This window comes from Collimonas silvisoli (assembly GCF_018305005.1).
In the GTDB taxonomy this organism is placed as follows: Bacteria; Pseudomonadota; Gammaproteobacteria; order Burkholderiales; family Burkholderiaceae_D; genus Collimonas; species Collimonas silvisoli.
The window spans coordinates 15639-28182 of the sequence record NZ_JAGQEG010000075.1; the positions used below are offsets into that span (position 1 = coordinate 15639).

Genomic DNA, 12544 nt, shown 5'->3' on the forward strand with positions numbered 1-12544 from the left:
GTATCTTTTATCGGATTGATTCTAAAGCTAAAGCAGAAACCAACATGTATATCGTCGCCATCGCATGGATTTACGTCGTCTTCATGATGGCAATTACAGAAGCTAATGCAGTTGCCGGCGTGATGACGTTTTTGCTGTATGGTGTTTTTCCTTTGACAATTGTTTTATACCTGATGGGCACGCCGAAACGCAAGAGAAATCGACAGCGTGCTGCAAATTCTGCCAGGTTGGCGGCACAACAAAAATCTGCGTCAGCCGCCGCTGTCGTTCCAGCGCCCGCCTCGCCGGAAAAAACGGATGAGCAGCAACGCTGATCATTTCAACCAACTCATTTCAGCCAAATCAACGAGGCCATGCGACCAGTCACATGATCTCTGCGGTAGGAATAAAAATTTCTATCGCTGACCGTGCATAAACCGCCGCCATGCACATCTTGCACATTTGCCTGACGTAAAGCAAGCCGCGCCAGCTGATAAATGTCTGCCAGATATTTACCCGGCCGCTGCGCGATGGGTGTAAAGCAAGCCTGGATTTGCGGCCGTGCCTGGGTTGCCTCCGCGGCCTCGACAAATGCCGTAAGCACATCGGCCCCGACCTCGAATCGCTGCGGGCCAATGGCGGCGCCAAGCCAGGCGGCAATCGGCCCGGCGCCGGCGGCTCTCATGCGGGCCACAGTGTTTTGCAATACCCCGCCCACCAGCCCGCGCCAGCCGGCATGCGCCGCGCCGACCACGCCGCCATTCAAATCGGCAAACAAGACCGGCAGGCAATCCGCGGTCTGGATGGCACAAACCACCCCAGCCCGGGTCGCAATGGCAGCATCCGCCTCGACCCCGACAGCACTGCCGTCAGCGTCAATCACATGATGGCCATGCACTTGCGTCATCCAGAGCGGCGACGCCGGCAGCAAAACATCCAGGCGCGCACGGTTGCTTGCGACGGCTTGCGGCAGATCGCCGACATGGGTCCCGAGATTCAGGCCGCCGCCGCCGTTGCCGTCATCGTAAGGACCGGCACTGACGCCACCGCCGCGCAAGGTGGCAAAAGCGCCAATATTGGGCGGCAGCCCAGGCCAGTCTGGAATAATTAGTTCCATGCGCTCAACGCTCCATTTAGCTCACAAGACAAAGCTCTGCTATTCAGGGACACTGAGCGGGGCGCTGATGCCGGCGCGTGCCAGCAACGCAGCGAAATCGTCCGGCAACGGCGCAAACCATTCGCAAGGCTTGCCGCTAGTCGGATGAATCAGGCCCAGCCGCGACGCCTGCAAGGCTTGGCGCGGAAAAGCCGGCATCAGATGTTGCTTGCCGTACAAGGCGTCACCCACCAGCGAAAAGCCGAGCGACTGCATGTGCACCCGGATCTGATGGGTACGCCCGGTTTCCAGACGACAACCCATCAGACTGACCGGACGGCCATCCAGCAAGCCGGTCGCCAGCCGCTGGTAATGAGTGATGGCCGGTTTGGCGATCAGACTGTCCGACACCGCCATCTTGATGCGGTCGCGCGGATGGCGCGCCATGGCGCTGTCCACCGTCCCGTTCAACTGCGGCGAACCCCACACCAGCGCCAGGTACTGGCGCTTGACGGTACGCGCTTGCAACTGGCGCACCAGATCGGTCTGCGCTTCCAGTGTTTTGGCGACCACCATCAAGCCGCTGGTATCCTTGTCCAGGCGATGCACGATGCCGGCGCGCGGCACCCCGACCAATGCCGGCCAGCGGAACAGCAAGCCGTTGAGCAGGGTTCCCGACCAGTTGCCGGCGGCGGGATGCACCACCAGCCCGGCCGGCTTGTTGATGACGATGATGGCCGCATCTTCGTACACCACGTCCAGCGGCATGTCTTCCGCCTTGAACGCCTGTTCGTCGGGCGCCGGCTGCGGCAGTACAATCACGGTTTCGTCGCCGTAGGTTGTCATTTTCGTGGTGCCGGGTTTACCGTCCACGGTGACATGGCCGGCTTCGATCCACTGCTGGATACGGCTGCGCGAATATTGCGGCACCAGACTTGAAACTACTTTATCCAGACGCGTGCCGCACACATCCGGAGTCAATTGCAGTACTATCGGCGCGCTGGCTGTAGCCGCATCGCCGTCGTCGACGCCGTCATCAACATACTCGATATCGGCCTCAAAATCAGCGTCAGGCAGACTTTCAGCCAAATTTGGCTTGGTAAATGACATCACTTGAAGTCCCATCAGCTATAATCAATCGTTGTTCATACACGTAAATACGCGCAATCTTGCAAACCACTATGCAAAAAAGACTCTTAAAACTAGCTGCTGTCGCATTCGCTCTATCCTTATCCGCGTGTGGCTTATTGCCAGACAAAGTCGATGAAACCGCAAACTGGTCCGCCCCCCGATTATACTCGGAGGCCAAGGATGAAATGAACAGCGGCGGCTACGATAAGGCAATTAAGTACTTTGAAAAGCTGGAATCGCGTTATCCGTTCGGCACTTACGCGCAACAGGCGCAAATGGATATCGCCTATGCGCATTACCGGCAAGGCGAACAACCTGAAGCGCTGGCGGCGATCGACCGCTTCATCAAGCTGCATCCAAACCACCCTAACGTAGACTATATGTACTACCTGCGCGGCCTGGTCAACTTCAATGACAAGATCAGCATTTTCGACTTCCTGTCCAGCGAAGACGCCACCGAGCGCGACCCGAAAGCCGCGCGCGATGCATTCGACGCCTTCAAGCAAGTGGTAGTCCGCTTCCCGAACAGCACTTATGCGCCCGATTCCCTGGCGCGCATGAAATACCTGGTGAATGCGCTGGCGCAGTATGACGTCCACGTCGCCAGCTATTACTACCGGCGCGGTGCATATGTTGCGGCAGCCAATCGTGCGCAAAGCGCGATTCAGGAATATCGCGATGCGCCTGCGGTTGAAGATGCGCTGCATATCATGGTGCAGTCTTATGACGCCCTGGGCCTCACGCAACTGCGCGACGACTCCGAGCGCGTACTGAAGAAAACCTACCCGAACAGCAAATATGTCGGCGGCAGCGGCACTACCAGCGACCAGAAGGTTGCAAAAGCCCCTTGGTGGAAATTCTGGAAATAAGCTGGAAACAGGTATTCAGAATGAATAGAGAAAGCCTCGCATTGCGAGGCTTTTTTTACGCTTACAAGCCGGATACCGGCCGCGACCTGCCTGTCAGCAGATTCTTGGGGCGCGCCTTCAAATCATGTATCTGAAACAAATGCTGTTGAAACTGCTGAGTAGCCAGCTCCCAGGAATATTCCAGCGCATGCTGCCGTACTTCGCGCCGGTCCAGAGCAAGAGCCAGCAGGCAGGCTGAGGTCAGGTCCGCATCCAGTATTCCGGAGCGTCCTTGCGCGACGACGTCAAGCGGACCGGCTACCGGATAAGCCGCTACCGGCACGCCGCACGCCATGGCTTCGATCATGACCAGGCCGAAGGTGTCGGTATGGCTGGGAAACACCATCACATCGGCGCAGTTGTAATACGAAGTGAGTTCATGGTGCGGCTTGGCGCCCAGGAACTGCACTTCTGGATAACGCTTCTGCAATTCTTCCCGCAACGGGCCGTCGCCGATCACCCATTTACTGCCCGGCAGATCGACCTGCAAGAAAGATTCGATATTCTTTTCCACCGCGACTCTGCCGACATACAGATACAAAGGACGCGCTATGCAGGCATGATCCTCATCCACCGGCTTGAAGCGTTCGGTGTCGACTCCTCGTCCCCACAGCACCAGATGGCGAAAACCGCGTTGCTCCAGCTCCTTGAGCACATGCGGAGTCGGCACCATCACGGCTTTCGACGGGCCGTGGAACCAGCGCAGCCAGCTGTAAATAACGGCTTTAGGCAAGATCGAGCGTGCGCTCAGGTACTCGGGAAAACGGGTATGGTAGGCGGTCGTGAAGCCTATTCCCTGGCGCAGGCAGAAACGCCGGGCGGCCAGACCCATCGGCCCTTCGGTCGAGATATGAATGCAGTCCGGCGCAAACGCCTTCAGGCTGGCGGCGATCCTGGCGTAAGGTTTATGCGCCAGACGGATTTCGGGATATGTGGGACAGGCAAAGGTTGGAAAGCCGTCTGGACTGAGCAGCAATACTTCATGGCCGTTATGGCGCAAGCAAGCGCTGGTGGCGCGTAAAGTATTGACTACCCCGTTTATTTGCGATTGCCCGGCGTCAGTTACGATGGCAATTCGCATAGTTCACGAGCCTGTTTGCCGGGTACGCTATTCTTTTGCTGCATGATTTCCTGCCAGGTGACCAGGCGCAATTCACCGCTGGCCTCTTCCACCAGCGCCGACAAACTCTCCACCCAGTCGCCATCGTTACAATACGTGATGCCGTTGATATCGCGGATTTCCGGCTTATGGATGTGGCCGCAAATGACGCCGTCCAGGCCTTTCTTTTGCGCTTCCGCCGCCAGTGCATCTTCAAACGAAGAAATATAATTCACCGCGTTTTTCACTTTCAGCTTCAGGTATTGCGATAGCGACCAGTAAGGCAAACCGGCGCGCGCGCGCCAGCCGTTGAACCATTGGTTGAATTTCAGGATCACGGTATACAAGCCGTCGCCAACATACGCCAGCCACTTGGCGCAAGCGATCACGCCATCGAAACGGTCGCCATGCAGCACCAGCATGCGCTTGCCTTGCGCGGTGGTATGCACCAATTCATCGCGAATCCGGATACCGCCGAAGTCCAGATCGATGAATTGGCGCACAGCCTCGTCGTGATTGCCGGGAACAAAAATCACCTCGGTTCCCTTGCGCGCTTTTTTCAGCACCGTCTGCACCACGTTGTTGTGCACCTGATCCCAATACCAGCGCCGCTTCAATTGCCAACCGTCGATGATATCGCCGACCAGATACAAGGTATCCGACTCGGTCGCGCGTAAAAATTCCAACAGGCGAGCAGCCTGGCAGCCTGTGGTTCCCAGGTGAACATCGGAAATCCAGATGGTGCGAAAGCGGATTGGCTCGCGCTTCAAGCCGACGCCGGCGCCAGTGGCAGCGCCAAAAAATGCAGCGTCCAGAAACTGTTCGCCCGGCTTCATGCCGCCCTCGTTTCTTTAAGGTAGTGACGGGCGTAGCGTTGATCCAGCTTGGATAAAGGCAACAGCAGGAAAAAATCGGCGGAGTGAAAATCAGGATCCCAGGCCGGATCGCCGCAAACCCAGGCGCCGCTGCGTAAATAGCCTTTTAACAGCGGCGGCATTTGCGCCACATGACCGGCTTCGCGCTCATATACCGGGAACGGCACATGCGGCGTAACGCGGTATTCGGCCGGTGCAAAATTGGTTTGATCCAGAGCGTGGTACAAGGCTGCGGCATTATGTCCGCCATCGGCCAGGCTGACGCTGGCGCAGCCCATCAGGTAGTCGCAACGCTCACGCCGCATGAAGGCCGCCAGGCCTGCCCACAACAGCATGATGACGCTGCCGCTGCGGTATTCCGGATCGATGCAGGCGCGCCCTGCTTCGGCAATGCTGCTGCGCAGATTATCGAGCCGGCCGAGATCGAATTCCTGCTCTGAATAATATCGGCCCATGCGTCTTGCTGCATGCGGACTCATGACGCGATAAGTGCCAACCACGCGCAGGGTGTTGGTGTCGCGGACGATCAGGTGATCGCAATAAGAATCGAATTCATCGCTATCCAGGCCATCCGCATTGGCCAGCGCCGACAAGCCCATCGTCTCGATAAAAACCTTATAACGCAGGCGTTGTACTTCGCGCACTTCTTCCGGCGTAGTGGCAAGACTAACCGTCAACTTGGAAACACTAGGACTTGCTTCGCCAGGATTCGTTAGTAGTTGCATTCATCGTCCTTTCTGATTGTGACGATGACAAGCCTAACCACCGATTACTTCAAGAAAATGACAGATTTATTTCGGTTCTGTGACATAACAACAGTGTCGAAAATACAATCATCATCTTCAAAATTACGCTGCTTTCAATAAATTGGCGGCAAATAAAAAAGGGCCGAATTTGCACGACAAGTTTCGTCGCCGTACAAATTCGAACCCCACACACTGAAGAATGCCGCAGATCGATCTTATTTCTCTTTCTTAGGGCGCCCTGCTTTCACCGGCGGCAGGCTGGCCACAGCCAGTTTCAGGCTTGCCAGATCCAGCTCACGAATCAAGGCAACGCCGACCCGCAACAGCTCGCTCTTCTTCACTTCCAGGCCGGCCTTCAAGAAGGTCTTTTTGACGTCGCCCAAAACCTGATATTCATCGGCAGGCATGGTGAAGCTATCGCGCACCAGCTTGGCTTTTTTTACTTTGCTCTTTCCATCTGGCAGTGATTTGATGCTTGGCGCCGACTTGCTGACCGGCAGCGTCGATTTAAGGACAATCGGCTTGGTGACGAGCAAGGATTTCGGCAATGGTTTGGTCGCCGCTTTGGCAGCCACTTTTGCTGCCGGCTTTACTGTCGATTTTACTGCGGGGTTGGCTGCTGCTGCGGCGGCCTTGGGACCCGGCTTGACGGCAGAACGCGCTGCAGGTTGGGCTTTGGCAACGGTCTTGGGTACTGCTGCTGGCTTCTTGACGACACGTTTCACACTTGGTCTTGCACTTTTACTGGTAACCATTCATCTCTCCAAAATTAAATCGTATAAATAATATATACAATTATTCCATTGTCAGCAAGAACAGCTTCACAAACACCAAAAATTCATCAAGCCGTAACAATTTACGGCCAGAATCGCGACTCCCCCATCGCCATATTTCAATTTTTCCGATGAACTTAAACTTGAAACGCTTTTTGCGCAAGTATCTGGGCGCAGTCGGCCTCTCCATCGCGCTTTTCCCGTCCTTGCCATTACCGGCAAATGCGGCAGCCGATACCATCGTCGTCGGCCAGGCCATCGATTTGTCCGGCCCGAATGCCGATCTGGGGCGCGATTATGTCGCCGGCATCAAGACTTATTTTGACGTCCTCAACGCAAAAGGCGGGATCAACGGCCGCCGCATCCAATACCTGGTGCGCGACGATCACGGCCAGGCCGAGCTGGCCGTGAAGGCGGTGACGGAGCTGATCAGCCAGGCCCACGTCTCTTATTTATTCGGCGGCGTCGGCGACGAAGTCACCCGCGCGGTGCTGGACTCGGCAGAATTCAAGCGCAGCGGCTTGACCCTGTACGCGCCGCTGGCTGGCGCCGACTATCAAAAGGACGCCAAAGTCCTGTTCTGGCGTCCCAGCTACCAGCAGGAAATCCGGCATATCTTTTCCCACTTCGACAAACTCGGCGTCAAGGATGTGGGCATCGTGTATCAGGAATCGGCTGCCACCGCCGACGCCTATCGCCGCCTCACCGATCAAATGCGGGAAAGCGGCATCAAGCTCAGCGGCACAGTTCATCTGAACAAAGATCAGGCCCAAATGCACAGCGAAACGGTGCAGTTGGCAAGCGCCAAACCAGGTTTTGTGATCATGATTGCGGACACGGTGAACGCCGGCGTATTCCTGAAGGAGTTTCGCAAACTCGCGCCGCAAACCTTTGTCGCCGGGTCCTCCCTCACCAACCTGACCACGCTGCGCCAGCTGGCCGGCGGCAAAGCCGTAGAGTGGACCGTATTTTCGCAAGTAGTGCCCAACCCTGGCATTGGCAGCTCTTCGATACAGCTCGAACATTTGAACATGATGCGGAAATACCGCGATGAGCCGGTCTCGGCACTGACGCTGGAAGGATTCACCGCCGCCAAATCATGGCTGCGCTTGCTGCCAGCCGGTAAGCGGCTCGCCGGCCAGGCGGAATACGTCATCCCCGGCGGCGGCTTTGACATCGGCGGCTATACGGTGGGCGACGTCGCCAACAGCAATCACCTTTCCAACTATGTCGACATGGCGCTATTCAACAAGGCCAGCGGGCTGACCTACTGAGCATGCGCCGTCAATGGCCGCTCAGTGGCCAGCTAGTGGCTGGTATAGCCACCGTCGACCGGCAGGCAGACGCCGCTGATCATTGACGCGGCCGCACTGAGCAGGACATGACCGGCCAGGCCACCTCTTCCGGCCTGGCAAATCTACGCAAAGGAATCGCCTGCAATACCGGCCTCGGGCCACTGCTCGGCCCATAATGGTTTAGGGGTGTCGACCTGATATGCCTAGATTCTTGCAACGCAACATTCGTTTTTGATGGACGAACGTGACGATGGGCAATTCGTGCTGCAACACAGCACGATGCCGTGCGACGTCGTCTTGCATCGAAAAAAATCAGGTTGAGGATAGAGAGCGGAAAGCGACAAGACGCCGGTTCTGTCGAAAGCGGCGTCTTGCATGTATTGAAGAAAGCTTTGAAGAAAAGAAAAAGCTGTCAGGTCCTGCGAATGGCAAAATCGACGCCAATCTCGCGCCACCAGTCCTGCTCCTTGGTCATCCAGTAAGTCGCGGTCGGATGATCTTCAATCAAGTCGCGCTTGATATCGAGCTCGATCTTGCTCTTCATTTTCAGGCGCAATTCATCCAGATCGACCTCAATCCGCGAATGCAGGAACATCACCGCCAGGCGCAAGGCCAGCACCGCCTTGGAGAAATCCGGGTCGAGCAAGGCATCGCTGATTTTCCGCAGATTGCCTTTTTGACCAAGGATCAGCATGCTCATTGCGCGTTGTTCACGGGTGGTAAAACCGGACAGATCGGCATTCTCGATCAGATAGGCGGCATGCTTGTGATAACCGCTTTGCGACACCACCAGCCCGACTTCATGCAGCAAGGCGCTCCAGTGCAGATACTGGCTGAGGCCATCGCTGCTGGGCTTGAGCATCTCGAACAGTGAAGTTGCGGTTTCGGCGACGCGGCTTGCGCGCAATTGATCGACGTGAAACCGCTGGGAGAAATCGTGCACCGACTGATCGCGCCGGTCCAGGCGCGTGCCACGCAACTGCAGATCCCACATCACGCCCATCCGCAAACCGGCTTCGATCGGCTGCAGCACCTCTATGCCGAGTTCCTGCATCAGGCCGATCAATACCGCCAGACCACCGACCATGACCGCCGCCCGCTCCGGCTTCATGCCCAGCAGATCGATGCGGCTGACGTGGCCGAACTCGATGAAGCACGCCCGCAAGGCTTCCAGGCTGGTGTATGACAGACGATGATCGCCCAAGCCGTTCTTGTCGATAGTTTCAGCAATCGCCCGGATCGTGCCGGAAGAACCGTAGGCATGGCTCCAGTTTTGCGGTCGGTACGGCGGTGCCGCATCTTCGAAATGGCTGCGAGCGGAAAGCACCGCTGCATCGTAGGCTGCCGCCGTGATCTGGCCGTCGGCGAAAAATGCCAGGCTTTGATTGACGGTGCCGATGCCGAACGATTCAACCCGTTCGATCTGTTGGCCGCGTCCCAGGATCAATTCCGTGGAGCCGCCGCCGATATCCAGCACCAGCCGCTTTTCATTCGGCAGGCGCAGCATGCTGGAGACGCCCATATAGATCAGCCGGCCTTCTTCTTCGCCCGAGATGATTTCGATCGGGTAGCCGATAACCTGTTCGGCGATCGGCAGAAACTCGGCCGCGTTCTTGGCAACCCGCAACGTATTGGTGGCCACCACCCGCACCGCTTCCAGTTGATAGTCGGCCAGGATATTGCGGAAGCGCGACAGGGAATCCAGCGCAACCTGCATCGCCTGCTCGGTCAGATAACCTTTGCTGTCAAGGCCGGCAGCCAGTCGGATCGGGTCGCGCGCGCTCTTGATGACGCGGATCGCATCACCATTGTATTTGCCTATATGCAAACGAAAACTGTTGGATCCCAAATCCACTGCTGCAAACATTGCTTACCTTTATCCAACCGAACGTACGACAAAAACCGGCTCTAGCCACCCACAATGCAAGCTGTGACAATAGAGGCAGATTATTACAAGTTGATGACAACTCAAGAAGGGATGACGCAGGCCAGTTTAGCCGGTTGCAACTGATCGCGTCAGCATCAATGTACAGCACCGTCCAGCCGCCTACAAGAGTGATAACGCTATCTAGCTGTCGATCGGAGCGCCGCGCCAGAATGCTTTCACGGCATCCAGTTCCCGGGTCCGTTTGAACGGCGGCAAACTCTGCCAGATGCGACGGCCGTAGCCTTTGGAAATCAGACGCGGATCGCAGATCATCAAGACGCCGCGATCGGTTTCGTCGCGGATCAGGCGGCCTGCGCCCTGCTTCAGATTAATGATGGCCGCCGGCAGTTGATGATGCATGAAACCGTTCATGCCCTTGGATTCCAGCGCATCGATGCGTGCCGCCAATACCGGATCGTCCGGCGGCGAGAACGGCAGCTTGTCGATAATCACCAATGACAATGCTTCGCCGCGCACATCGACGCCTTCCCAGAAACTCTGGCTGCCGATCAGCACCGCGTTGCCGGCGGCGCGGAAACGATCCAGCAACTCGGTGCGCCCAGCCTCGCCCTGCACCATCAGAGGAAAATTCAAATTGCGCGCCTCGAATTCGGCGCGCAGCCGCTCGGCGGCGCGATTGACGGCGCGGATTGTCGTGCACAACAGGAAAGCGCGCCCGCCCGAGGCTTCGATCACCGGCAGCGCGGCGTCGATGACGGCGTCGGTATAGTCCGGCGAATTCGGCTGCGGCAGGTTCTGCGGCACGTAGAGCAGGCCTTGCTCGCCATAATCGAAGGGGCTAGGCCAGGACTGGGCCGGCTCGTCCCACAAGCCCATTTGCGAAGCGTAATGCTGGAAATCGTTCTTCACCGCCAGCGTGGCCGAGGTGAAAATCCAGGAACGCGCGACGCCTTCACGCTGCTTGTTGAAAATCGGCGCGATCGATAGCGGCGTCTGGTGCAGTTGCAACGACGACGAAAAAGCTTCCACCCACAGCACGCTGCCCTCTTCGTCCTCAGCCTCGGCGGTCTTGGCTTTCTTGGGACTCTTGCCGCTTGCTGCCGCAGGCGCACTATTCCAGCCATCCAGCTTGTAACCCAGTTCGACCGCGCGGGTCCGGCATTGCTCAATGGTTTCAGCTCGTTCGGCTTGCTTTTCAAGGACCGCGATCATGCCGTGCAACTGCGCGCGCAAGGTGTCCAGCGCCGGGAAAAATACGCTCGACGAGGCTATCTGGTTGACCGCCAGCCGTACCACATCCTGCGGGAAAGCCAGCCGCAGATCGCGCGCTGCTTTTTCAACCGGCAGCACCACTTGCGCCCAGTCGGCGCCGTCACGGGCATGCGACAAGCCTTCTGCCAGCACATCCCGGCACAATTCCAGAATTTGCGAGGTGGAGACGGTATTGCCAAAGAATAAAGTCGCAACCTCGGGCAACTGGTGCGCTTCGTCGAAGATGATGGTGTTGGCCGACGGCAGCAGCTCCGCCACGCCGGTATCCTTCAAAGCCACATCGGCAAAGAACAGATGGTGATTGACCACCACCACATCGGCCTGCTGCGCTTCCTTGCGCGCCTTCATCACGAAACAGTCCTGGTAGTACTGGCACTCCGCGCCCATGCAGGTATCGCGGGTCGAAGTCACCAGATTCCAGATCGGCGCGGTTTCCGGCACCTTGGACAACTCGGCCTTGTCGCCGGACGAAGTGGTTTTCATGAAACGGGAAATTTCGCGCAGGTAGCCGACATCCTCGCGCGAAGTCATGCGGCCGTTCTGCAGCGTGCGCTCCAGATGAAAATGGCAAACGTAGTTGGCGCGCCCCTTCAGCAGCGCCACCGAGACCGGTGCGCTGAGCGCCTTGCGCACAGTAGGAATGTCGCGCAAAAACAATTGGTCTTGCAGGTTCTTGGTGCCGGTCGAGACAATCACCTTGCCGCCCCATAACAGGGCTGGCACCAGATAGGCGAAGGTCTTGCCGGTGCCGGTGCCGGCTTCGGCGATCAACGTTCTTTGCTGGGCGATGGCGTCGGCAATGGCTTTCGCCATTTCGGTTTGCGCCAGGCGCGGACGAAAGCCGCCGACCGCCTGTCCCAGCGGGCCGGAACTGGCGAACAGGCGATCGATATCGGCATCGTGGGCGCCGGGAGCCACAACAGCAAAAGCGCCTTCGGCAGCAAGGGGAGATGTATCTTCGGTCAAAGTAACTTCTAAAATGGCTGAGTCAGGTATATCGTATCAGCTTGGCGTAGGTTTATCAGGCAGGGATATCGGGAATTAATTGCATTCTTAACAGCGTGATCTGGTCCTTCAGCTGCAATTTCCGCTTTTTCAGGCGGCGCAATTGCAGTTCTTCATGCAGGACCTGACTCGTCATGGTATGAATGGCTGCATCCAGATCGCGATGTTCGACTTCGAGTTCTATGATGCGGCGCAGGATTTCTTCTCGATCGATCATGGTCATATTCTTGCGTTGGAAAATGTTAACATATGGAAACACTTTGAAAATCATTCCTGCGTATAATATTTCCCGTCAACTGCTTACTATATTACTGTGAGTAAGTGGCGATTCCGGAATTACCTAGAACAGGATGCAGTTTAATCTACCCAGACGAATGAGCCAATACAAGATCGAAGCCGGCACCGGCCAACACATCGGCGACCGCCAGGAACAACAGGACCGCGCCGCATTATTTACCGCCCCAAAAGCACCGGGCT

12 protein-coding genes and 2 pseudogenes are annotated in these 12544 nt (G+C 57.0%); 4 read left to right on the top strand and 10 right to left on the bottom strand.

The window, feature by feature from the left end; translation table 11 throughout:
- The first annotated feature begins 44 nt into the window (after window positions 1-44).
- The gene (locus KHU33_RS18615) at window positions 45-314 is read left to right on the top strand and encodes a hypothetical protein (protein WP_211465640.1); all 270 of its coding nucleotides are present in this window, start codon (window positions 45-47) and stop codon (window positions 312-314) included.
- Window positions 315-328: 14 nt separating this feature from the next.
- Here the strand turns inward: KHU33_RS18615 and pgeF are convergent, their stop codons facing one another.
- Both pgeF and KHU33_RS18625 read right to left on the bottom strand, forming a co-directional pair.
- On the bottom strand, window positions 329-1096 hold the full coding sequence (gene pgeF / locus KHU33_RS18620) for a peptidoglycan editing factor PgeF (RefSeq protein WP_211465642.1): 768 nt from the start codon (window positions 1094-1096) through the stop codon (window positions 329-331).
- 39 nt (window positions 1097-1135) lie between these two features.
- Window positions 1136-2200, bottom strand: coding sequence for an RluA family pseudouridine synthase (locus KHU33_RS18625; RefSeq protein ID WP_211465645.1), 1065 nt, complete (start codon window positions 2198-2200; stop codon window positions 1136-1138).
- 56 nt (window positions 2201-2256) lie between these two features.
- Here KHU33_RS18625 and KHU33_RS18630 point away from each other — a divergent pair, with 56 nt between their 5' ends.
- Window positions 2257-3075 (top strand): outer membrane protein assembly factor BamD, encoded by an 819-nt coding sequence (locus KHU33_RS18630; RefSeq protein ID WP_211465647.1) that lies wholly within the window; start codon window positions 2257-2259, stop codon window positions 3073-3075.
- Window positions 3076-3136: 61 nt separating this feature from the next.
- Here KHU33_RS18630 and KHU33_RS18635 read toward each other — a convergent pair whose 3' ends face one another.
- The 4 genes from KHU33_RS18635 to KHU33_RS18650 form a co-directional block, all read right to left on the bottom strand.
- Window positions 3137-4195, bottom strand: coding sequence for a glycosyltransferase family 4 protein (locus tag KHU33_RS18635; RefSeq protein WP_211465649.1), 1059 nt, complete (start codon window positions 4193-4195; stop codon window positions 3137-3139).
- Window positions 4177-5049, bottom strand: a complete 873-nt coding sequence (locus tag KHU33_RS18640) for a UDP-2,3-diacylglucosamine diphosphatase (RefSeq protein ID WP_211465651.1) — start codon at window positions 5047-5049, stop codon at window positions 4177-4179. The genes KHU33_RS18635 and KHU33_RS18640 overlap by 19 nt, the downstream gene beginning before the upstream one ends.
- Complete coding sequence (locus tag KHU33_RS18645; protein WP_211465653.1) at window positions 5046-5813, bottom strand: GNAT family N-acetyltransferase; 768 nt, start codon at window positions 5811-5813, stop codon at window positions 5046-5048. The genes KHU33_RS18640 and KHU33_RS18645 overlap by 4 nt, the downstream gene beginning before the upstream one ends.
- Window positions 5814-6049: 236 nt before the next feature.
- Entirely contained in the window at window positions 6050-6589 is a 540-nt protein-coding gene (locus tag KHU33_RS18650; protein ID WP_211465655.1) for a hypothetical protein, read from the bottom strand.
- A gap of 161 nt (window positions 6590-6750) precedes the next feature.
- Between KHU33_RS18650 and KHU33_RS18655 the strand changes: the two genes are divergently transcribed.
- Entirely contained in the window at window positions 6751-7881 is a 1131-nt protein-coding gene (locus tag KHU33_RS18655) for an ABC transporter substrate-binding protein (protein ID WP_230414384.1), read from the top strand.
- Between the two features lie 32 nt (window positions 7882-7913).
- Here KHU33_RS18655 and KHU33_RS26485 read toward each other — a convergent pair.
- From KHU33_RS26485 to KHU33_RS18670, 4 genes and pseudogenes are all read right to left on the bottom strand, one after another.
- Window positions 7914-8053: pseudogene (locus tag KHU33_RS26485) on the bottom strand (SDR family oxidoreductase); the annotation flags it as partial.
- Window positions 8054-8314: 261 nt separating this feature from the next.
- The gene (locus tag KHU33_RS18660; RefSeq protein WP_211465660.1) at window positions 8315-9769 is read right to left on the bottom strand and encodes a Ppx/GppA phosphatase family protein; all 1455 of its coding nucleotides are present in this window, start codon (window positions 9767-9769) and stop codon (window positions 8315-8317) included.
- 201 nt (window positions 9770-9970) lie between these two features.
- Complete coding sequence (locus KHU33_RS18665; protein ID WP_211465662.1) at window positions 9971-12028, bottom strand: ATP-dependent DNA helicase; 2058 nt, start codon at window positions 12026-12028, stop codon at window positions 9971-9973.
- 55 nt (window positions 12029-12083) lie between these two features.
- A complete protein-coding gene (locus KHU33_RS18670) occupies window positions 12084-12284 on the bottom strand; it encodes a YdcH family protein (RefSeq protein ID WP_230414385.1) in 201 nt (66 codons plus the stop codon).
- Between the two features lie 157 nt (window positions 12285-12441).
- Between KHU33_RS18670 and KHU33_RS26490 the strand changes: the two are divergent.
- Window positions 12442-12544: pseudogene (locus KHU33_RS26490) on the top strand (serine/threonine-protein phosphatase); the annotation flags it as partial.